The sequence below is a fragment of the Marinospirillum sp. genome (assembly GCF_044810985.1).
Taxonomy (GTDB): Bacteria; Pseudomonadota; Gammaproteobacteria; order Pseudomonadales; family Halomonadaceae; genus Marinospirillum.
The window spans coordinates 1,780,959-1,803,787 of sequence record NZ_CP085242.1 but is presented as its reverse complement, the minus strand read 5'-3'; the positions used below and the strand labels follow the sequence as shown (position 1 = coordinate 1,803,787).

Sequence of the window (22,829 nt, the reverse complement as noted above, 5' to 3'; positions counted from 1 at the left end):
TGTATCATTATGTAAAGCTAAGCTTATCTGATATTACCCTGCACTCAAACACGAAGTCTGTTTCACTCGGGGCAAGGTGAAGAAAAAGCGGGTTCCCTGATCCTCACCATCAGACTCCACCCAGATACTTCCCCCATGGCGAGCAACTATCTTGTGGCAAAGCGCCAAACCTATGCCGGTGCCTTCATATTGAGAGCGGGTGTGCAGCCGCTGAAAAACCTTGAACAGGCGATCAAACTGATTGGGGTTGATGCCGATACCCTGGTCTTCCACCTTAAATATCCAGTAATCCTCCGAGGATTTAACGGAGACACTAATTTCCGGTGGCAAGTCGGGTTGGTGATACTTGATCGCATTGCTGATCAGGTTCTGAAAAAGGCGGGTTAACTCATTGGGGCTGGCTTCAACTCTGGGCCAGTTGTTGCCCTGTATTTCAATTTGCGCGAGTGACTGCTTGATATCAGGATTGAGAAAGGCTAGTGCTTCCGCGAGGTGTTTTTTGCTGTCGACAAGCACTAAGGGCTCACCAATCCGCCCTACGCGTGAATACTCAAGAAGAGATTTTAACATCTCATCCTGTCTTTTCGCGCCATCCACTGCAAAATGAAAAAGCTCCCGGGTTTCTTCATCCAGCTGGCCAGACAAACGTTTTTCCAGCATTTGCAGATAACTTGTAATCATCCTGAGAGGCTGGCGCAAATCATGGCTGGCGACATAGGCAAACTGCTCCAGTTCATTGTTGGATTGCTTGAGGAGTTCTGCTTTCTCTTCCAATGCTGTCTGGGCTAGATGAGTTGCTTCCTCTTGCCTTTTAAGCTGCTTCAGGGTCGTGGCCAGGTGTTTGTTGCTCCGGTACTGTTGAACAGTGAAAGTGAATAAAAGTAAAAGAAAAACGGCACTTAGAGCCAGAGGCCAGCGATACTCTTCCCATAAGTCATCCAAATGGATAGGGGAGTGGCGAGCATAAGGGGGTAAGTGGAGTGCCTTGGCAAGCATTTCCATGGTTGAGTAATCAGCCGGTGGCGCAAAACCATCAATGCCCAGCTTCTGAACGGCGGGGTGGTCAGGAGCCAAATTGATTAAAGATCTGAGGATTTCGCGTTCACAGGGGCAAGGTTTGACGGTAACCAACGGCCACTCAGGGTAAAGACGAGTAGAGAGAGCAAAGGGATAGTCGGGATACTGCTGAGGGTTAATCAAACGTAAGTGACTAGGTAGCTGCTCTACGCTTGTGAAAAACTGTTCCAGGATGCCTGTTCGAACAAAACCGACTTCGCTCTGACCGCTGATTAAGGATTGAATAACGGCATCATGGCTACCCAGCTCCCTGACCTTTACATCACTGGGTATATTCAGTTGCTCTGTTTCCAAAAGCTCGTAAGCCTGAGTTTGAAAGCCGCCGAGAAAACGCTTCCCCGGAATAGCAACCTCGTGCCCTTGGAGGTCAGACAGCGTTTGAATACCCGAGGATTTGGAAGCTAAAATAACACCACCCAGTTGCCTGACGGGTATTTCCTGCTCCCGGTTCACCAGGGTGGCTAACACACCATGAAGAGAGTAGTGGTGGCGTAAATGAATATAGTGGCTGGGGTTGGTAAAAAGCAGATCCAGCTGATTGGCAGCTATAGCATCTTCTAGCTGTGACTGGGAAAGAACCAAAAGCTCAATTTGGGTGTTTGTCAGTTGGCTGTTGAGATGGTCAACCAGAGGTTGAAAGCGCTCTTGCATGACTGGAACTGGCCTATAAGCAAAAACGCCCAAGGTCAGCGTATTCTGCAAGGCAACAGCAGGAAGGCTAAGTAGAAGGAGAGTCAAGGCTAAAACCTGAGCTAAAACCTTCTTGCCAGCAAGTCCTTGCGAGTCTTTATTTGCTTCCGTTCTGGGCATTGTTGACCTTTTTGCTTGTGATACCAAGGTGTAAACCGTCTCAAATTAGAGTTTTCGTATAAATAATACACGAAAAGTTACGAAATGTTTCTTTTTGAGGATTAACTAATGTTAAACAGAAGCGACCAGCAAAGAGATGGTATTGCTTCTGTTTAGGCAGTAAGCAGGCCCGATATGAACCACCCCTTCCTGAACCAAATCAAAAAGAATTTCGGCGGTGCCGTCATGATCCCCCGGTTCCGGAAATTTCGGTTTTTAAGAAATTTTCTCGCTCCTGCGTACTCTGAAGCTGTTGATGGTGAAAAGTGTTCCAGAATTCACGTAGGGTCGGCATTTTTAGACTGAGGCTTTCCTTCAGGCTTGTGAAGTGTGCGCCATCTGGAAGCCCTAGAAGAAGGGGATTTGATGACTGATTACATTGGTTCTTGTCTGTGTGGCAATGCAAAATTTGAAGTGCAAGGGAAGTTCGACGGTTTTTACCTGTGTCATTGCCAGTATTGCCAAAAGGATACTGGGTCTGCTCATGCGGCCAATCTATTTTCGAAGTCAGCTAAATTGACTTGGTTGGCGGGCTCAGATTCAGTGACTACCTTCACACTTCCAGGTACTCGTCACAAGAAAAGTTTTTGTAAGCTCTGTGGTTCAGCATTGCCAAGCATTCATAACGCAGTTCTGCTCACTGTTCCCGCTGGGTGTTTGGACACGGACATTTCTATGTCACCAACAGCTCACATATTTACATCTAGCAAAGCTGTTTGGGATAGAAGGCTAGGTGATGTGCCAGAGTTTGAGGGCTCCCCTTGAATTCATGGTGGGGTAAGTTACACGCAAAGGTGCGCTGTATGAAGACGCTTATTCTAGGCTGATAAACCACAAGGGAAGCAGCATCGTCACGGACAAGCTGGATAAACTGTGCTATTACTTTAGATAAGAGCCGGGGAATGAAGGGGGAGCTGAAACGAAAAAAGGCGAATCAACTAAGTCATTGATTCGCCTTCTTAAGATTTTGGTAGCGGGGGCCGGATTTGAACCGACGACCTTCGGGTTATGAGCCCGACGAGCTACCAGGCTGCTCCACCCCGCATCAGTGGGGCGTATTATAGGGATTTTTTGTCGGGTGTCAATACAAGACTAAAAGTCATTTGATTTTATGTGGTAAAGCTGTAGTTTGTGACTGTTGGGTTCTGTCTCTGCGATAAAAACAATAAGCAGCAAGGCTGAGTCCCAAACCCCAGAAAGAAAACAAGAAGTCGGGTGAATTTTGGCTCCGGCTCAGTAGCCGGATTTTGGTACTTTGAGGGAGATTGACAATGCAAAAAAATATAGCTTGGGTTACAGGTGGCACTGGTGGAATCGGTACGGGGATTTGTCATGCTCTGGCCGATGCAGGTTACCAAGTGGTGGCTGGTTACTCCAACGCAGAAAAAGCCAAAGCCTGGCAAGAAGAACAAAAAGCAGCCGGTTATGACATCGACATCAGTTATGCGGATGTGACGGATTTTGACTCGGTCAGCAAAAGCTATGCCGAGATTCAGGAGAAGCACGGAACCGTTTCTGTACTGGTCAACAATGCCGGGATAACTGCAGATGGCATGCTGAAGAAACTGGATGTGGATAAGTGGCGTGCTGTTCTGAGCACCAACCTGGACAGTGTGTTTAACACATCCAAAAGCTGCCTGAACGGAATGCTGGAACAGCAGTATGGCCGTATTATCAACATTTCATCCATCAATGCTGAAAAAGGCCAGATGGGCCAGACCAACTATTCGGCAGCCAAGTCCGGCATGCATGGTTTCACCAAGGCCCTGGCCCAGGAAACGGCGAAAAAAGGGATTACCGTTAACACCATTTCACCGGGTTACATTGCCACGGATATGATCATGAAGATCAAGGAAGACATTCGTGAGGGTATCAAGGCCCAGATTCCTGTAGGGCGCTTTGGTGAACCGGAGGATATTGCACGTATCGTGGTTTTCCTGGCTGATGAAGCGTCCAGCTTTATCACCGGTGCCAATATTTCCGCCAATGGCGGTCAGTACATGCACTAGAAACAGCTGACTGACTGTTCATGAAAAAGGGCAGGCCGTGAGGTCTGCCCTTTTTTTTCAGTCGGGTTGGTAGCAGGTTTTCAGAGCCTGAAAGAAACGATTTGAGAGGCTTCCTTCCCGGCTTTTTACGCTTTCCAGCCAGTGATCCAGCAGTTCTCTGGCTTCCTGCTGCCGGTTGTTTGCGGTGTTCTCACCCTTGATACCGGCGTTGAGTCTTTCCACCTGGAGTTGCATTTTCAGGGCCTGGTCTTCTTCAGGTACAGGAAGACCTGCCAGGGTCTCCAGTTTGACCGTGAGGCGTTTGGCCAGCTCCGGGTCAGCCAGAGGTCGGTCCTCAGGCAGTTGTTGCCAGCTTGCTTCCAGTTGATGCAGTTGTTCCTGGTGTTGGTTCTGCCGGGTGGCAGCTTGCAGCTGTGCGGCAAAGTCTTGCAGTTCCTGCTGCCAGCTTTCGGTTTTCTTGCGGGGAATTGAGCGCAAAGAAGCTGCTGATTGATAGAGCTTTCTGGCGCTTGAAAGCTGCCCTGCCTGCAAAGCTTGTCGGGCTTCACTGAGTTCTTGCCGGGCTTGCAAAAAGCGCTCTTCACGGGCCTGGTTCTGGCTCTGGCGTTGTTCATCACGCTGTTGGAAGAGTTGGTCACAAGCAGCCCGAAATTCTTTCCAGAGTTGGTGTTCAAGGCTGCCGGGTGCGCGACCCACCTGTCGCCATAGGTTTTGCAGTTCCTTGCTGGTCGCGGTTGCGGCTTGCAGGTCTTCGCTGTCCAGTAGCGCTTTGGCTTCGGTGATGAGTTGGCGCTTCCGGTCAGCATGCTCCTGACGCAGGCCGTAGAGATAATCCTTGATGGGGGTGAGGGCTTGTTGAAAGCGTTCTGCCAGACGTTTGCCTTCGACCCGGTTCACCGGGTTAAAGCGTCGCCACTCGTCGTGTACCTGGGTCAGCAGCTTGTCCAGACCTTCTTCATCCAGATTTTTGTGGCTATTCTCCTGGCTCAAGGCTTCCAGTTCTTCACAGATGATCTGGCGTTGCTGCTGGTTGTATTCGCGCTGTTTGGCTTGTTCGGCAAACCAGGCTTTGCAGGGTTCATAGGCCAGATCCGCTGCCTTCTTGAAGCGTTTCCAGAGGCTTTTGTTAATGGCAGCCGAACCCAGTTCACGCCATTCATTTTGCAATGCCTGAATGCGGTCGGCCTTGGCTTGAGGCTCCATGCTCTGGTCGTCAGCCAGGGCTTCCATTTGTTCGCAGAGGGCTTCTCTTTTAGGGGCAGCCACAAAGCCCTGCCAGTCTTTTAGCTCTGCAGCCTGGGCGGTGAGTTTGCGCAGTCGTGGGGTGTGTTTCTGGCGAAAGGCTGCAGGTGCAGCTTCCATCTGGCTTTGTAGTTGTTGCAAAAGACGCTGGGCAGGCCGACTGCTGCCTTCGTCCAGAAGTGTTTCCAGTTGTTGTAGATCATTACGACAGCGATTTTCATCAAAGTCACTGGTGTCTGGCTGAGCGGGTGCTTGCTGTTCACTGGCTTGCTTCGCCAGGCGTTCGCGCAAGGCAAGGACTTCTTCCGGCGCAGTCAGGGCCGCAGGCCAGTCAAGCTTGTTGAGCAGTCTTTGACCGGCCTGGGCCTGCAGGTCGGACCAGTGGTCCTCGGCCAGTAGAATTTGCAAGTCAGCACAGAGCGTGTAAAAGCCTTCCCAGGCTGCAAAAGCCTGCTGCAATTGCTCGGAGAGTTTTTGCCATTGGCGTTTGTGGCTGGCCGAAGCGGGATGCAGGTCATTGCTGGCCTGCCAGCTTTCGGTCAGTTGCTGAAGCTGGGCCTGGAGTTCCTGCGGTTGTTCGATCCGTTGAGTGGCCGTTGAAGTGGCCCATTCTTCGAGCTGCTGAAGAAGTTCTGTTTGTTGTTTCTGGCAGGCTTGCTTGTCGGCTTCCCGCTGGCGCTGGGCTTCCTCTTGCGCAGCCAGTTCGGCTGCTTGCTGTTGAGCCGCGAGCAGCAGTTCCTGGTAATGGCTTTCAGTCTGGGCATCCGCAGGAAAGTCTTCCAGCAGTGACCACTGGCGTTGGAGGTGTTCCAGACGGGCGGCAAAAAGCTGCTGATCCTTGCTGTTCAGGTGTTGGCGCAGCTGTTGAAGCAGTTTTTGCTTTTGCTCCAGGGCTTCCAGACGCTTTTGCTCCTGGGCTTTCAAGTCGGCCAGTCTTTCGCGGGCCAGGCGTTGAACTCTTTTGTCGCCCTGAGCTTCCTTGACGAGTTTTTCCAGGGCCTTTTCGCCTTGTATCCGGCTGGCTGCCTGATAACGCACTTTGGATAGAGAGTTGCTGAGGGCGATTTCCAGCCAGTTGTCTTCGTTGGTCGTCAGCTGGTTTAAGGCCCGAAGGCGCAAATCCAGGGAGTCGGCCTGGCTGATCAGCTCCAGCAGCAGCCCCTGGTGAGTGGTTTTTGCCAGGGTTGTCTGGTGTTCGTCCGAGAGGTCATTCGGGCTGCTCAGGGTTTGGCTGAGGTGCCGGGTCAGTAAGCTGCCCAAAGGCTCAGGGCAGGGTTTGAGTTCAGACTGCAGAAGTTCCAGCAAGGGCTGTAAACGCGGAAACAGAGGCAGGGCTTGCTGAATGACGTCCGGGTCTGTCTCTTCCTGCAACCAGGCCAGGAAGCGCTCCTGCTGTGCAGGGTTTTGTAAATCCAGTCTTTGTAGCGCCATCAGACGGATACTGCGCTTACTGTGGGCAAGCGAAGGTTTGAAAAAGCGCGGTGCGATTCGGACTAACAACGAATTCATGACTTGAGATTGCCCTTGCTACCAGAAATAAAGAAAGGTTTTCCGTACCTTGCAGCCCATTAGCGGGTGCAAAGCCGAGTCAGGGCGAATAGACTAAGAAAAAACAGTGGCCCTGACAGAGAAGGCTCATTCTAACAGATGAGACCGGCAGGGGCGCAGTATAAGTTGTCGCCTTTCAAGGAGTTTTTATGACCAGCCGTTTCCACACTTCCTTAATGGATCACTCTCATGCGGAACAGGAAGCTGAGCGCCTGAGGGCTGCAGACCCGGATTTTGCGGCCTGGGCCGAAGGCTGTGGGGTGATCGTTCACCAACCTCTGACCCAGATCAGGATTGCAGAGTTGTTGGAGCAACTGGAACAGCAAAGCCAGCCGCGCAAAAACCTGCTGGAGGCTTTGCAGGCTGCCGACAAGCTGGCCAATGCCGCCATGTGGCTGGTGGTTCATGCCACCTATGCCAAGCAGGTGGATGTGGAGGGCAAGCCTCTGGGTGCGGAATCTTTCAAGAAGGACCCTCAGGGGCACACCGGGGGTTCTCTGAATATGGTGCCTGCTTATGTGGGCTATATGCTGGCCAATTTGCTCAGTGGCCACACCCGCAGTTGGATGATGGAGCAGGGCCACTGTGTGGCAGCCATTGACAGTGTGAACCTCCTGCTGGGCAATCAGAAAAAACGCCATGCTGAAGCCTATCCGCAGTGGTCTTCAGAAGTGCTTACACGCTTTGTGAAGGATTTTTATTCCTATGCTTTGACGCCGGACGGTAAACCGGCTTCACCTCTGGGCAGTCACCTGAATCCCAATACAGCCGGAGCTGTCAGTGAAGGCGGTTACCTGGGTTTTACCGCCTTGCAGTATGTGCATGCCAGCGAAAAAAATGAGCGCCTGGTCACCTTTCTTTCTGATGGTGCTTTTGAAGAGCAGCGCGGCAGTGATTGGGCTCCTCTTTGGTGGCGTTCGGAGGATTGCGGCCTGGTGGTTCCGGTGATGATTGCCAATGGCCGGCGTATTGACCAGCGTTCGACTCTGGCGATGGAAGGTGGCTCGGAATGGTTTGCCGAACACTTGAGTCATCATGGCTTCCAGCCCAGCATTATTGATGGCCGTGACCCAGCGGCTTTCGCCTGGGGCATCCTGACCGGTGAGCAGTGGCTGGAAGATGAGGCTGCTGAGATCGGCCATGACAAACGCTCCTATCCGGTACGCCTGCCCTATCTGATTGCTGAGGCACCCAAGGGTTATGGCTTTCCCGGTGCAGGAACCAACCGGGCGCATGGCACCCCTCTGCCGGGCAATCCTGCCCAGGATGCTGAATCATTGCGGCTGTTTAATGAAGGTGCAGCCCGGCTTTGGGTGCCGGTGAAGGAACTTCAGAAGGCGGTGAAGCGTTTCCGCCAGCACGAACTTCAGCAGCGTCCCCAGGAAAAAGACCACTCTCTTGCCCGACGCAGGGTCGATCCAGCCATTCCTGAAGTGCCCTGGACCGAGGCCCACCAAAATTATTCGCCCATGGCAGCGGTGGATGTTGCTTTTTGCGCTTTGGTGAAGGCCAACCCGAAGTTGCGGGTGCGGGTGGGCAACCCGGATGAAATTTCCAGCAACAACATGAACCTGACGCTGGCCAAACTGAAGCATCGGGTCACCCAGCCTGAGCTGTCTCAGGATGAAGCCCGGGATGGGGCCGTGATTACCGCCCTCAATGAAGAAGCTGTGGTCAGTGCGGCCCTGGCCAACAAGGGCGGTTTGAACCTGGTGGTTTCCTATGAGGCTTTTGCGGTTAAAATGCTGGGTGCATTACGTCAGGAAATCATTTTTTCGCGTCATCAAATAGAGCAGGGCGAACAACCCGGCTGGCGCTCTCTGCCGGTGATTTCCAGCTCCCACCTTTGGGAGAACGGCAAAAACGAACAATCGCACCAGGACTCCACCCTGGCAGAAGCTTTGCTGGGGGAGATGGCGGATGTCTCGCGGGTGATCTTCCCGGCCGATGCCAACTCGGCTGCAGCGGCTTTGCTGGAGGTCTATCGCCATCAGGGCCAGATTGCCAACCTGGTGATACCCAAGCGTGCTCTACCCGTGCACTTGACCCCTCAGCAGGCTGAACAGCTGACTCAGGAAGGTGCGCTTTTGATTGCCGGGGATGCCCAGGCTCCATTGCAGTTGGTGGCCGTGGGTGCCTACCAGTTGCAGGAGGGTTTACTGGCCTGGCAGCGCCTGGAAAAACGCGGTGCCAGAGCTTCGCTGGTGTATTTGCAGGAGCCGGGCCGTTTCCGTAAACCGCGTGATGCCCAGGAAGCCGTCTGGCAAGCTCCGGCGTCAGTACAGGAGCGCCTTTTTCCGGCAGCCGTAACGGATCGATTGTTTCTGTGCCACACTCGCCCCGAAGTCCTGCTGGGGCATTTGCGGCCTCTGGATCTGGGTACAGATCATACTCGCGCTTTGGGCTATATTAACCGCGGTGGAACGCTGGATGTGAAGGGGCTGCTCATTGCCAATCGCTGCAGTTGGGTGCATGCCCTCCAGGCTTTGGCAGAAATGACCAGGCAGCCTTTGCAGGCCTGGCTAGACGCTGAAGAATTGGAAACATTTGGCCTTAATGACCGTTAATCTTTTTTTAATGGGATGATTTGTATAAATAGCGTATCTTTGTTTTATAAATTGTATATAGGTGGAGCGGTTTTATGGCCGATGCGACCAGTCCCAGACTGAATCTGGTGACAACACCTTTCAAGCTTAAGGGCACTTCGCTGCCGGCAACCCTGATGCAGCCCAATACCGGCCAGATAGGGCTTCTGGAAGCTGAGCTGGAAAGTCGGCTGGCCAAGGGGTCCGCTCTACTCAAGGTTGCTCCCCTGGTACTGGATTTATCCCAATTGGATCAAATGCTGGATCTGTCCGAGTTGCAGGAGGTCTGCAAACGTTTGGGCATTCAATTCCTGGCGGTCAGAACGGCAGACAAGAATTTGCAGGCTTATGCCAGAAAGCTGGGTTTAATGGCACTGAACTCCCTGGATCGACCGGCAACAGCTGCCAATCAGGAGGAAATGCCACGCACTCTGGTGCATCAGGGCACGGTACGCAGCGGCCAACAGTTGATCAATGAAAAAGGCGATCTGGTGGTCATGGGGTCGGTTAATCCGGGTGCGGAAGTTCTCGCCAGTGGTCAGATCCATGTCTATGGTGCGATTCGCGGGCGGGCTCTGGCAGGCATCCAGGGTGATCAGCAAGCAAGAATTTTTACCCTGCGCCTGGAGGCTGAGCTGATTGCCATTGCTGGCCATTATCAGACCAGCTATTCCGCAGATTTTGTGACGGCAGGGGATGCAGTTTGCATTGAACTTCAAGGTGAAAAGCTGGTGTCTACAGCTTTAACGCAACTATAAATAATGGAAGGGCGAAACTTTGGCTAAAATCATCGTCATCACCTCAGGCAAGGGGGGAGTGGGTAAAACCACCAGCTGCGCTTCTCTGGGAAGTGGCCTGGCACTGCGTGGCTATAAAACAGTCATGATTGACTTTGATGTTGGTCTGCGCAACCTGGATCTGGTCCTGGGCTGTGAACGCCGGGTTGTTTATGATCTGGTCAATGTCATTCAGGGGGAAGCCAGCCTTCACCAGGCATTGATTCGCGATAAACGTGCGGACGACCTGTTCATGCTGCCTGCCTCGCAAACGCGGGATAAGGACGCCCTGACGCTGGAAGGGGTCGACCAGGTGATTCAGGCTTTAAGTATGGATTTTGATTATATCCTTTGTGACTCTCCTGCCGGTATAGAAAGAGGGGCGCAGTTGGCCATGTATTTTGCTGATGAAGCTGTGCTGGTGACCAACCCTGAAGTGTCCTCGGTAAGGGATACCGACCGCATCATCGGGCTGTTGCAAGCCAAGACCCAGGCCGCAAAAAATGGTGGCAAGGTCAAGGAGCACCTGCTTTTGACCCGCTACAACAGTCAGCGGGTGGCTGAAGGTGAAATGCTGTCCCTGGAGGATGTGCAGGATATTTTATCGGTTCCCTTGATGGGTTTGATTCCCGAGTCTGAATCCGTACTCAAAGCATCCAACAAAGGGATTCCCGTCATTCACGAAGAGGGCACCGATGCCAGCATAGCCTACAAGGATGCTGTGGCACGCCTGCTGGGTGAAGAGGTCCCCTTGAAGTTTGTCGAGCCGGAAAAAACCGGGTTTCTGAATCGTATGTTTGGGGGGCGCAAGTGATGTTGAAAGGTTTGTTTCATCGAGATGCCAATTCCTCTGCTTCGGCTGCAAGGGAGCGATTGAAAATCATTCTTTCCCATGAGCGAACGATGCGAGGTCAGCCGGAATTCTTGCCACGTCTACAGCAGGATGTGCTGGATGTGGTTAAGCGCTATATTGCCATCAATAGTGACCAGGTTCGGGTGCAAATGGATCAACATGGTATGATGTCGACTCTGGAAATCAACGTGACTTTTCCGGAAGAGGAAATATCCAAACTATCCAGCTAACCAGGGCAAGACATGACTTCAGCGGCGAGTGACACGACTTTTCTTTGGCATGATTATGAAACCTTTGGAGCCGACCCGCGTCGTGACCGTCCCTGCCAGTTTGCTGCGATTCGTACGGACAGCGAATTCAATGAAATCGGTGAGCCGCAGATGTTCTATTGCCAGCCTGCGGATGATTTCCTGCCCCACCCCCAGGCCTTGCTGATCACTGGCATCACTCCCCAGGAAGCCTATCGTAAAGGCCTGCCCGAAGCTGAATTTGCCCAACGTATTCAGGCAGAAATGGCCCAGCCCCACACCTGTGTGCTGGGTTACAACTCACTGCGTTTTGATGATGAAGTCAGCCGTCATCTTTTTTACCGCAATTTTTTTGATCCCTATGCCCGAGAGTGGCAAAACGGCAACTCCCGCTGGGATTTGATTGATCTGGTGCGTGCAACCTATGCCCTGCGTCCTGAAGGCATCAACTGGCCCCTTAAGGAAGACGGTACGCCCAGCTTTCGGCTGGAAGATCTGACCGCAGCCAATGGCATCAGTCATGGCGATGCCGCTCACGATGCCCTGGCCGATGTACGCGCCACCATCGCTCTGGCTCGCCTCTTGCGCGAAAAGCAGCCGCGCCTGTTTGAGCATCTTTTGCAACTCAGAGGCAAGCGCCAGGTCAGCCCCCTGTTACAGCTGCATCAACCCAAACCCCTGCTGCATATTTCCAGTCGTTACCCCGCCAGCCGCGGTTGTGCGGCCATCGTTTTGCCTCTGGCTCAACATCCCAGCAATCCCAATGGGGTGATTGTTTATGATTTGTCAGCCAGCCCGGAGGTGTTGCTGAGTCTGGATGTTGAGCAAATACAACAGAGAGTTTTCAGCAAAACGGCAGATCTGGAGGCTCAGGGACTGGAGCGAATCCCCTTGAAAGTGGTGCACATCAATCGCTGTCCGGTTCTGTTGCCCGCCAAGGCGATGGAGCCGCATCTGGCGGAGCGCCTGGGCCTGGATCTGCACAAAAACGAAGAACATTGGCAGCAGTTGATGGGGGCTCAAGGCCTGGCTGAAAAGCTTCAGCAGGTATTCCAGCAGACGGATTCGTTTGCCACGGCAAGCCAGGACCCTGACCTGATGCTTTACTCAGGCGCTTTTTTCTCCAACCGGGACAAAGCCCAGTTTGAGCGAATCCGGTCGGCCCACCCTGAAGAAATGGGAGAGCTGGAATTAAGCTTTGAAGATCCACGCATTGAAGAAATGTTGTTCCGCTACCGCGCCCGCAACTGGCCGGAAACCCTGACTTCCTCGGAAAGGGAGCGTTGGGATGAGTTTCGCTGGCAGAAAATAAACTCACCTGTATTGTCGAGCCTGACTCTGGAAGGCTTGCAGCAGGAGCTGGTCAGGTTGAGCCAGCAACCCCTGGAGCAGGAGCAGATGTTTTTGCTCCAGGAATTGCAGTTGTATGTGGAATCCATCCTGCCGCTGCAGTTTATGGAGTAGTCTCAAGCTTCTGGTCTAATCCAGAGGCCACTCCTGCGGCTCCGCATTCTGGCCGGGCAGCAGTCGCCCCTTTTTCTTGGGAGAGGTGCCCAGCAGGTAGAAGCCGCGCTCAAAGTTCATGGTTTCCAGATAAAAATCCATCATTTCTTGCTGGCTGAGGTTTTCGACCTCGGTGGCGATCTCTTCCTTGTGGTCAAAGTCATAGCGTTTATAGCCTATTTCCTGCCAGAAGCCTTCTGCTCTTTGGCTTAGGCGTTTGTCATTTTCCCGAAGCTTGCTGACTACACTTTGTTGGTGTTGCGCAAAGTCGCTTGAACTCATGCGCTCGATACGCTGCAAGTCACTTCTCAAGAAGGCTTCGGTGGCTTCCGCCAACTCATCCGGCTCGGTATCCGGGGACTGAATGAAGTAGAAAAGACCGGGCTGCTGAATCAGGGGCAAGTAGTTGCTGAAAACCGCATAGCCCAACTGCTGCTGGGTACGCAGCTCATGAAAGAAGGCCGAAGCCTGCAGCTGGCTGAGCAGACGTAATCTTGCCTCTTCGGCGGGGCTGGAATTCTGGCCCTGAATATAAAACAGCAGACCCCGGTCGTTGTGTTCAATATCCAGTTTTTGGCTCCATTGCCCGGCAGGAATCTGGCGTACCTGCAGGAGATCGACATTCTCACGTGCCAGCTCAGGTTGCAGACGTTTGTGGAGATCCTCGGACAGGCTTTCAATGGAGTCGCTGGAACTATTGCCCCAGGCCAGTAGCTGAATATAAAGCTGGCTGGTGAAACTGGGTATAAAGGCCATCAAGTCTTCGTGGTCAATGGCCTGCAAGGTTTCTAACTGTTGTTCAGCTGTCCAGCTGGGGTGCAGGGCAGTGCTGAAAAGCTGACGAATCATCTGCCGGGGCAAGCGATCCCGGTTTTGATTCATGAGGTTTTGTTCCAGGCGTTGTTGGATGCGTTGAAACTGACTCTCCTCCACTTCAGCTTTAAGAAGCTGATCCAGCATCATCTTGGCCAGGCGCGGCTGTTCGGCACTAAAGCCTCCCAAAGCCAGGGTGATGCCACGTGAATGGGCATAAGCCTCGTAGTTGAGACCGGCCAGGCGAGCCGGATAACCCGGTGCGTTGAGCTGATCTTCCAGCCAACGGGCCGTGAGTTGCGCAAGAACTCTCTGACGCAAGTCTGTAACCACCTCGGGGTTTTGCAGGCTGATATAAATCTGGCTGCGGGGCACCTCGAAACTGGTATCCAGCCCCTGCCAGACTTCCATGCCTGGTTGCTCCTTGATTAACTGAGGTTCCTGCTGGTTTTCGCCATCCAGAAGAGCCAGGCTGGAGGGTAGGAAGGGGTTGGGTTCCGGCAGTTGGATTGCCAAATCCTCTGGTGCCGGGGGCAATGCTTGAGCGTCTTCTGGCAGGGGCTGTTGCAAGCGGTAGTCAGCCGGTACCCAGCGCGTGGTCTGGTCGGTTTCCACCTCGGGGCTGATATGCACAAGCAGACGCTTTTCGGGTTGGAGCTGTTCCAGGTAATGCTGGATCAACTCAGCATCAAATTCATCCCAGGCGTAGGGAGCGCGCAGTAATTCTTCAATGGGATAACGCGGCATTTGCATGGCCAGGTGAGTGACCAGGTTGCTGGGATCACTACTTTCCATAAAGCGAAAACTGTTTTCAGCAATCTGGGCCTTTTCATCAAAACGCCACTTCTCTATTCCTTGGGCGCGAATCAGGTCAAGCCATGCAAAAACAGCAGCCTGGATTTCTTGCGTTTTTTGATCGCCTTCGGGAGTCAGCTCCAGATTGATGGAAAACAGGGCCTGCTGGCCGGTGCGCATTTGGGTGCCTGCTGATAAACCGGTTACCCAGCCCTTGTTTTTGAGTGCGTTCAATAAGCTGCCCTGACCTTCATGGCCGATTAAATGCGCCAGATAGTTGTCGGGTTTCTTGCTGAAGTCTTTTGTGGCATCAGGAACCTGAAACAAAAGCTGCAATTCACGTTTTTGCCGTAAAGGCAGAATGTCCAGTTGGGCTGGCAACTGTTCGGAGAGCAGCAGTTGCGGCCAGTCGGGGTCGGCTCGGCTTTCTTGCTGTTCCAGATCAATAAAGTGCTCTTGGGTCAATGCTTCCAGATCATCCAGGCTCTGTGGGCCGAAGATCACCAGAGTCATGCGATCAGGGTGGTAAAAATCCTGATGGTACTGTAGCAGGGCTTCCCGCAGCTGTGGATCTTCTGTATCCAGGGTTTCACGATTGCCGGCACTGAAACGTGAAGCTGGATGTTCAGGGTTCAGTGCCAGGCGTAGGGCATCCTGACGGCGACGGCCATCATCCTGAAGTGTTGCGCTCCATTCCGAGTTAACGGCATTCACTTCCCGCTTCAGGTATTCCGGATTAAGCAGAGGGTTAACAAAAAACCGTGAAAAGCGGGCCAGAGCTCCGTCCAGGTGGTCCGGGCGGATATCAAAGAAATAGTTGGTGTCTCGGGGTGCAGTGAAGGCATTGTAGCTGCCGCCCTGTTGGCGGATAAAATTCTGGTAGCTGTCTGGTTCGGGAAAGGTTTCCGTGCCCAGAAAAAGCATGTGCTCAAGGTAATGAGCCAGCCCTGGCCAGGCATCCGGCTCATGTAGACTGCCTGCAGCGATATTCATGGAAGCAGCGGCTTTTTCAGCCTCCGGGTCCTGGATGAGCAGAACCTTGAGTCCGTTATCCAGTGCCAGGCTTCGGTACTCACGATCATCCTTGGGACTGGTGGTGGGAGTGGGTAATTGGGTCATGGACTCCTGCTGTATAAACTGGCTGCAAGCACTCAAGACCAGAAGGCTGGACAGCAGCGAAATGAAGAAAAACGGGCGAAAATAAGTTTTATTGGGCATGTCGGATTCTTTCCTGGCACCTTGGAAGACAAGGTTAACTGGCAATTTTCAGAAATGAAAGTTCCCTGGAATCAATAAGGGCGTCGGCGCTCGGCAATCGGTGAGGCAACTTGAGAGGTCTGGTTTTGGGGGTCATTGACCCGATCACTGACCGGATAGCACTCCAGGGCAACAGCATCAGGCAGGAGAAGTGGTTCAAGCTGGTTTTCCGGGGTGGAGGGGTGCAGCCAGGTGTTGATGTCCGCTGGTTGGATGCTCACAGGCACGCGTGGCGTCAGTTTGCCCAGCCAGGGGTCTGAGGGAGCGCTGATCAGGCCAAAGGTATCATAGTGGCGCGTACTGGTAACGGGGTAACGTGTCCAGATCCCGGCAAGAAAGAAGGGTCGGTTATGCTCGCGGCGCACCGCAAAGGCCTGTTTGCGACGGGTCATTTGTACCCAGACATAGTAGCCGGTGACGGGCAGAAGGCAGCGTTTTTTTTGCCAGCTTTCCTGGAACATAGGGCTGGTGCTCAGCTTTTCACTACGAATAATGTAGGGAGCCTGATCCAGTTGCTTCATCCAGGATGGAGTAAAGCTCCAGAAGGCCTGGTCGAGAGTCAACTTGCTGGTTTGCTGCCTGAGAATGGCCAGTTGGGTGCAGGGAGCCAGATTAAAGCCCGTGGCAATCTCGGACATCAATTCAACCGGCTGACCCACCTCCAGCTCAATGTTGTAGGGAGTGATGATTAAACGCCCACTCATTTCACTTGGCCAATGCGATCTGATTACGCCCGGCTGATTTGGCTTTATAAAGAGCCTCATCAGCTGCCTTGATTACTTCTTCAGGGCTGCCCAACTTAGGCCCGCGTTCAGCAATACCCATACTGATGGTGACAGACACCCAGTCTTTGCCGCCATTGCTGCGTTTCTTTTTGCCCTCCTTGTCTTTTTCAGGGCGGCTGGACTCATCACGCAGTTTAACCTGGTAGTTTTCAATGGCGATCCGTAGTTTTTCCAAGTGTGGCTTGGCTTGTTCAGCGGTCTTACCTGGAAAAACCAGGGTGAACTCTTCACCTCCATAACGATAAGCTTTGCCACCGCCACTGACGCGCTTGAGCTGGGCTGCCACCATCTGCAAAACCTGATCGCCCAGATCATGGCCGTAGGTGTCATTGAATACCTTGAATTTGTCCACATCGGACATGGCAATGGCGTAATTGCGACCCAGGCGCTGAAGGCGCTCATTCAAAGCACGGCGGCCGGGAAGGCCGGTAAGGTCGTCGCGAAAAGCCATCTGAAAGGCTTCATGCAGAACTGCCATGCTGAGCATCACCAGTGCCAGGCTGGTGACCAGTGCCGGTGCATAATTGACATGAAAATTGGGCAGTACCAACACCATGGCGCACAAGGCAACCCATTGCGCAGCAAAATAGGGTTGAGGGTTGAGTAGAAGCTGAATAAAAAGAATGCACAGGGCTGCCAGAAAAGTCAGCATTGAGAGTTGAGGCAAACCCAGCTGCTCAATGTAGATGTTGGGAAAGTACACCGGGTTGAACAGTTGGTTTACTTCCGCAGGGAAGCGATGCCCGATGGCAACCGAAATGATCAACACAAGCCCAAACACCAGAAAACGCAGCAAAAGATCCTGCAGGAGGTGAAAGCGCTCCACCCAGAGTGAGTTGATCACCAATAAAAGCGGAAGAAGAAAGCTGAGCAGGTTGTAGGCGGTGGCTGGCGCCACATAAAAATCCGAACCCTGAGTGGCAGGCAGGTGAATGGCCTTGATCATTACCTGATAGGTTAGAAAGACGAACAAGAGGGCAAAAAAGTTACGGGTCCGAGCATAACTCAAGGTTAATAGCGCGCCGATCAGGGCAAAAAGCCAAACCGTGATATCCACAAAGCGGGCCAGACTTTCAGGCAGCAGATCGAAAGCAATGACAAAAAGAACACCGGCTGCCAACAATAGAGGGGCAACGAACAAAGAGAACAGATGAGCCAATCGGTGACGCACGAGTGCCTTCCTTTTTAGCAGTAAGCCAGTTGAGCCCGGCTTGAGAAGAGTGACAGCAACTGGTCACGAGTATAAAGCTTAAGACCAGAGTTGCGTAGTCTGTAATTTTTTTCCATTAGGACTTGCATCTATCATTTTAGTCCCTATAATACGCCTCTCTTGTCGGACAGGGCTTGTTGAGCCGGGTTGGGCAAGAGGTTTAAGTCTTTGTTTTCAGGTTGTTTTTTTAAGAGATTCTGAAAAATAAAGCTTGACATTGAGGCGCGACTTGATAGAATGTGCGCCTCTTGATTGGAAGGGCTTTTAGCCGCTTTTAATCAACGCTCTTTAAGAATGAAGCATCAGGTACATTCATGTGGGCGCTTGCGGGATGGTTTGTGGCGCTGCTCTTTCTTTGGAAAGGGTGGTTCAGTCAACAAAACATCAAGGCAAGCGACTCGTCGAGATTCAAGTTAATTCTTGAACTCAATTATTCGTTTGAACCTTGAGCCAAGTTTGATTCACTCAATGAATCGATGATTTTAAACTGAAGAGTTTGATCATGGCTCAGATTGAACGCTGGCGGCAGGCCTAACACATGCAAGTCGAGCGGAAACGATGGGAGCTTGCTCCCAGGCGTCGAGCGGCGGACGGGTGAGTAATGCATGGGAATCTGCCCGATAGTGGGGGATAACCTTTCGAAAGGAAGGCTAATACCGCGTACGTCCTACGGGAGAAAGTGGGGTTTCGGCCTCACGCTATCGGATGAGCCCATGTCGGATTAGCTAGTTGGTGAAGTAAAGGTTCACCAAGGCGACGATCCGTAGCTGGTCTGAGAGGATGATCAGCCACACCGGAACTGAGACACGGTCCGGACTCCTACGGGAGGCAGCAGTGGGGAATATTGGACAATGGGGGCAACCCTGATCCAGCCATGCCGCGTGTGTGAAGAAGGCCTTCGGGTTGTAAAGCACTTTCAGTGGGGAGGAAAGGTTTGCGGTTAATACCCGTAAGCTGTGACGTCACCCACAGAAGAAGCACCGGCAAACTCCGTGCCAGCAGCCGCGGTAATACGGAGGGTGCGAGCGTTAATCGGAATTACTGGGCGTAAAGCGCGCGTAGGCGGTTTGTTAAGCCAGATGTGAAAGCCCTGGGCTCAACCTAGGAACGGCATCTGGAACTGGCAAGCTAGAGTACAGTAGAGGAAGGTAGAATTCCACGTGTAGCGGTGAAATGCGTAGATATGTGGAGGAATACCAGTGGCGAAGGCGGCCTTCTGGACTGATACTGACGCTGAGGTGCGAAAGCGTGGGGAGCAAACAGGATTAGATACCCTGGTAGTCCACGCCGTAAACGATGTCAACTAGCCGTTGGGAGCCTTGAGTTCTTAGTGGCGCAGCTAACGCACTAAGTTGACCGCCTGGGGAGTACGGCCGCAAGGTTAAAACTCAAATGAATTGACGGGGGCCCGCACAAGCGGTGGAGCATGTGGTTTAATTCGATGCAACGCGAAGAACCTTACCTACTCTTGACATCCAGAGAACTTTCCAGAGATGGATTGGTGCCTTCGGGAACTCTGTGACAGGTGCTGCATGGCTGTCGTCAGCTCGTGTTGTGAAATGTTGGGTTAAGTCCCGTAACGAGCGCAACCCCTATCCTTATTTGCCAGCGAGTTAAGTCGGGAACTCTAAGGAGACTGCCGGTGACAAACCGGAGGAAGGTGGGGACGACGTCAAGTCATCATGGCCCTTACGAGTAGGGCTACACACGTGCTACAATGGCCGGTACAACAGGTTGCTAACCCGCGAGGGGGAGCCAATCCGCAAAAGCCGGTCGTAGTCCGGATTGGAGTCTGCAACTCGACTCCATGAAGTCGGAATCGCTAGTAATCGCGGATCAGAATGCCGCGGTGAATACGTTCCCGGGCCTTGTACACACCGCCCGTCACACCATGGGAGTTGATTGCACCAGAAGTAGCTAGCTTAACCTTCGGGAGGGCGGTTACCACGGTGTGGTTAATGACTGGGGTGAAGTCGTAACAAGGTAGCCGTAGGGGAACCTGCGGCTGGATCACCTCCTTAACGACGGCCCAAACCTCCCGTAAGTGCTCACATGAATGGCTCTGATGCCAGAGAAGCTGAAGATCAGCTTTTTGCTCTTTAACAATGCAAGATTCAAGTTTTAAAAGTCAAAGCGATACGTTTGTTGCTGCTCACTGAGGCAGCAATGGACATCAGTCTCAAGCGTATCCGGCGAAAAATCGTTGAACAGTTATTTGATAAGCCCCAAAAGGATTAGCTCCTTTTTAGGAAAACTTCTTGGGGTTATATGGTCAAGTGACGAAGCGCATACGGTGGATGCCTTGGCAGTCAGAGGCGATGAAAGACGTGGAAGCCTGCGATAAGGTTCGGGGAGTCGGCAAACAGACTGTGATCCGGACATTTCTGAATGGGGAAACCCACCCAGTGTAAGCTGGGTATCCAGTACTGAATACATAGGTGCTGGAGGCAAACCGGGAGAACTGAAACATCTAAGTACCCCGAGGAAAAGAAATCAACCGAGATTCCCTGAGTAGCGGCGAGCGAAAGGGGAGCAGCCCTTAAGTTGAATTTGTGTTAGCGGAAGGCTCTGGAAAGTGCCGCCATAGCGGGTGATAGCCCCGTACGCGAAAATGCATTTTCAGTGAAAACGAGTAGGACGGGACACGAGAAATCCTGTCTGAAGATGGGGGGACCATCCTCCAAGGCTAAATACTCCTGACTGACCGATAGTGAACCAGTACCGTGAGGGAAAGGCGAAAAGAACCCCTGTTAGGGGAGTGAAATAGATCCTGAAACCGTATGCGTACAAGCAGTCGGAGCCCACTTGTTGGGTGACGGCGTACCTTTTGTATAATGGGTCAGCGACTTATTCTCAGTGGCGAGGTTAACCGTATAGGGGAGCCGTAGGGAAACCGAGTCTTAATAGGGCGCGCAGTCGCTGGGAATAGACCCGAAACCGGGCGATCTACCCATGGGCAGGTTGAAGGTTGAGTAACATCAACTGGAGGACCGAACCGTAATCTGTTGAAAAAGATTCGGATGACCTGTGGGTCGGAGTGAAAGGCTAATCAAGCCCGGAGATAGCTGGTTCTCCTCGAAAGCTATTTAGGTAGCGCCTCGTGTATCACCACCGGAGGTAGAGCACTGTTTGGACTAGGGGGTCATCCCGACTTACCAACTCCATGCAAACTCCGAATACCGGTGAGTGTGAGCACGGGAGACACACGGCGGGTGCTAACGTCCGTCGTGAAAAGGGAAACAACCCAGACCGCCAGCTAAGGCCCCAAAATCCTGGTTAAGTGGGAAACGATGTGGGAAGGCAAAAACAGCTAGGAGGTTGGCTTAGAAGCAGCCACCCTTTAAAGAAAGCGTAATAGCTCACTAGTCGAGTCGGCCCGCGCGGAAGATGTAACGGGGCTCAAACCAGGTGCCGAAGCTGCGGGTTCATCTATGATGAGCGGTAGAGGAGCGTTGTGTAAGCCGTCGAAGGTGGATTGAGAAGTCTGCTGGAGGTATCACAAGTGCGAATGCTGACATGAGTAACGATAAGGGGAGTGAAAAACTCCCCCGCCGGAAGACCAAGGTTTCCTATCCCATGCTAATCAGGGTAGGGTGAGTCGGCCCCTAAGGCGAGGCCGAAAGGCGTAGTCGATGGGAAGCAGGTTAATATTCCTGCACTTGTTGTGATTGCGATGGGAGGACGGAGAAGGCTAGGCGAGCCAGGCGTTGGTAGTCCTGGTGAAAGCAAGTAGGCGGTACCCTTAGGCAAATCCGGGGGTGCAACGCCGAGATGCGAGAGGAAGAGGACCTTCGGGGAATCGAACTCGTTGATGCCACGCTTCCAAGAAAAGTCTCTAAGCTTCAGATCACAACAAACCGTACCCCAAACCGACACAGGTGGTCAGGTCGAGAAGACCCAGGCGCTTGAGAGAACTCGGGTGAAGGAACTAGGCAAAATGGTGCCGTAACTTCGGGAGAAGGCACGCCGACACTAGGTGACGTTTACACAAACCGAGCCGAAGTCGGTCGAAGATACCAGGCCCCTGCAACTGTTTATTAAAAACACAGCACTCTGCAAACACGTAAGTGGACGTATAGGGTGTGACGCCTGCCCGGTGCCGGAAGGTTAATTGATGGGGTTAGCGCAAGCGAAGCTCTTGATCGAAGCCCCGGTAAACGGCGGCCGTAACTATAACGGTCCTAAGGTAGCGAAATTCCTTGTCGGGTAAGTTCCGACCTGCACGAATGGCGTAATGATGGGGGCGCTGTCTCCACCCGAGACTCAGTGAAATTGAAATCGCAGTGAAGATGCTGTGTATCCGCGGCTAGACGGAAAGACCCCGTGAACCTTTACTATAGCTTCACACTGGACTTTGATATTGCTTGTGTAGGATAGCTGGGAGGCTTTGAAATGCAGACGCCAGTTTGCATGGAGCCAACCTTGAAATACCAGCCTGGCAATCTTGAGGTTCTAACCTAGGTCCATTATCTGGATCAGGGACCGTGTGTGGTGGGTAGTTTGACTGGGGCGGTCTCCTCCCAAAGAGTAACGGAGGAGCACAAAGGTACCCTCAGGCTGGTCGGAAATCAGCCAATGAGTGCAAGAGCATAAGGGTGCTTGACTGCGAGACAGACACGTCGAGCAGGTACGAAAGTAGGTTCTAGTGATCCGGTGGTTCTGTATGGAAGGGCCATCGCTCAACGGATAAAAGGTACTCCGGGGATAACAGGCTGATACCGCCCAAGAGTTCACATCGACGGCGGTGTTTGGCACCTCGATGTCGGCTCATCACATCCTGGGGCTGAATTCGGTCCCAAGGGTATGGCTGTTCGCCATTTAAAGTGGTACGCGAGCTGGGTTTAGAACGTCGTGAGACAGTTCGGTCCCTATCTGCCGTGGACGTTGGAGACTTGAGAAGAGCTGCTCCTAGTACGAGAGGACCGGAGTGGACGAACCTCTGGTGTTCGGGTTGTCATGCCAATGGCATTGCCCGGTAGCTATGTTCGGACGGGATAACCGCTGAAGGCATCTAAGCGGGAAGCCCCCTTCAAGATAAGGTCTCCCTGAGGACTTGATCCTCCTAAAGGGCCCTTGAAGACCACAAGGTTGATAGGTCGGATGTGGAAGCGCAGCAATGCGTTGAGCTAACCGATACTAATGACCCGTGAGGCTTGACCATATAACACCCAAGCGGTTTTATAGATCAAGACTGAACAATGATGATTTGACGGATACGTAAGAGACTGACGCAGACCGGCGAAAGCCAAAACTTGAATCTTGCCCCTTTTTAGGATGTT

12 protein-coding genes, 1 tRNA gene and 2 rRNA genes are annotated in these 22,829 nt (G+C 52.7%); 9 read left to right on the top strand and 6 right to left on the bottom strand.

The features are described 5' to 3' along the window. Window positions 1-33 precede the first annotated feature (33 nt). Window positions 34-1,728: a PhnD/SsuA/transferrin family substrate-binding protein gene (locus tag LG323_RS08595; RefSeq protein WP_404414903.1), complete on the bottom strand. Its 1,695-nt coding sequence runs from the start codon at window positions 1,726-1,728 to the stop codon at window positions 34-36. Between the two features lie 564 nt (window positions 1,729-2,292). Between LG323_RS08595 and LG323_RS08590 the strand changes: the two genes are divergently transcribed. Further along, complete coding sequence (locus tag LG323_RS08590) at window positions 2,293-2,691, top strand: GFA family protein (RefSeq protein WP_404420126.1); 399 nt, start codon at window positions 2,293-2,295, stop codon at window positions 2,689-2,691. Window positions 2,692-2,894: 203 nt separating this feature from the next. On the opposite strand, the gene LG323_RS08585 is transcribed toward LG323_RS08590, so the two are convergent. Then, window positions 2,895-2,971, bottom strand: a tRNA-Met gene (locus LG323_RS08585). A 220-nt stretch (window positions 2,972-3,191) separates the two neighbouring features. Between LG323_RS08585 and phbB the strand changes: the two genes are divergently transcribed. Further along, window positions 3,192-3,935 (top strand): acetoacetyl-CoA reductase, encoded by a 744-nt coding sequence (gene phbB, locus LG323_RS08580; RefSeq protein WP_404414900.1) that lies wholly within the window; start codon window positions 3,192-3,194, stop codon window positions 3,933-3,935. 57 nt (window positions 3,936-3,992) lie between these two features. Here phbB and LG323_RS08575 read toward each other — a convergent pair whose 3' ends face one another. After that, the gene (locus tag LG323_RS08575; protein ID WP_404414897.1) at window positions 3,993-6,686 is read right to left on the bottom strand and encodes a DUF349 domain-containing protein; all 2,694 of its coding nucleotides are present in this window, start codon (window positions 6,684-6,686) and stop codon (window positions 3,993-3,995) included. Between the two features lie 188 nt (window positions 6,687-6,874). On the opposite strand from LG323_RS08575, the gene LG323_RS08570 reads away from it, so the two are divergent. The 5 genes from LG323_RS08570 to sbcB all read left to right on the top strand — a co-directional run bounded on the left by LG323_RS08570 (window position 6,875) and on the right by sbcB (window position 12,651). Next, the gene (locus LG323_RS08570) at window positions 6,875-9,292 is read left to right on the top strand and encodes a xylulose 5-phosphate 3-epimerase (protein ID WP_404414894.1); all 2,418 of its coding nucleotides are present in this window, start codon (window positions 6,875-6,877) and stop codon (window positions 9,290-9,292) included. A 74-nt stretch (window positions 9,293-9,366) separates the two neighbouring features. Continuing rightward, complete coding sequence (minC, locus tag LG323_RS08565; RefSeq protein ID WP_404414891.1) at window positions 9,367-10,068, top strand: septum site-determining protein MinC; 702 nt, start codon at window positions 9,367-9,369, stop codon at window positions 10,066-10,068. A 19-nt stretch (window positions 10,069-10,087) separates the two neighbouring features. Then, entirely contained in the window at window positions 10,088-10,900 is an 813-nt protein-coding gene (gene minD, locus LG323_RS08560) for a septum site-determining protein MinD (RefSeq protein WP_310697577.1), read from the top strand. Continuing rightward, window positions 10,900-11,169: a cell division topological specificity factor MinE gene (gene minE / locus LG323_RS08555; RefSeq protein WP_310697576.1), complete on the top strand. Its 270-nt coding sequence runs from the start codon at window positions 10,900-10,902 to the stop codon at window positions 11,167-11,169. The genes minD and minE overlap by 1 nt, the downstream gene beginning before the upstream one ends. A gap of 12 nt (window positions 11,170-11,181) precedes the next feature. Beyond that, window positions 11,182-12,651, top strand: a complete 1,470-nt coding sequence (gene sbcB, locus LG323_RS08550; RefSeq protein WP_404414888.1) for an exodeoxyribonuclease I — start codon at window positions 11,182-11,184, stop codon at window positions 12,649-12,651. 15 nt (window positions 12,652-12,666) lie between these two features. On the opposite strand, the gene LG323_RS08545 is transcribed toward sbcB, so the two are convergent. The 3 genes from LG323_RS08545 to LG323_RS08535 all read right to left on the bottom strand — a co-directional run bounded on the left by LG323_RS08545 (window position 12,667) and on the right by LG323_RS08535 (window position 17,511). Then, a complete protein-coding gene (locus LG323_RS08545) occupies window positions 12,667-15,516 on the bottom strand; it encodes an insulinase family protein (protein ID WP_404414885.1) in 2,850 nt (949 codons plus the stop codon). 71 nt (window positions 15,517-15,587) lie between these two features. Continuing rightward, window positions 15,588-16,259: an SOS response-associated peptidase gene (locus LG323_RS08540; RefSeq protein ID WP_404414882.1), complete on the bottom strand. Its 672-nt coding sequence runs from the start codon at window positions 16,257-16,259 to the stop codon at window positions 15,588-15,590. Window position 16,260: 1 nt separating this feature from the next. Next, complete coding sequence (locus tag LG323_RS08535; protein ID WP_404414879.1) at window positions 16,261-17,511, bottom strand: diguanylate cyclase; 1,251 nt, start codon at window positions 17,509-17,511, stop codon at window positions 16,261-16,263. Window positions 17,512-18,034: 523 nt separating this feature from the next. Between LG323_RS08535 and LG323_RS08530 the strand changes: the two genes are divergently transcribed. Both LG323_RS08530 and LG323_RS08525 read left to right on the top strand, forming a co-directional pair. Then, window positions 18,035-19,571: ribosomal RNA gene (locus LG323_RS08530) — 16S ribosomal RNA — on the top strand. Window positions 19,572-19,820: 249 nt separating this feature from the next. Continuing rightward, a 23S ribosomal RNA gene (locus LG323_RS08525) occupies window positions 19,821-22,711 on the top strand. Together the 16S and 23S rRNA genes form the textbook arrangement of a ribosomal RNA operon. Window positions 22,712-22,829 lie beyond the last annotated feature (118 nt).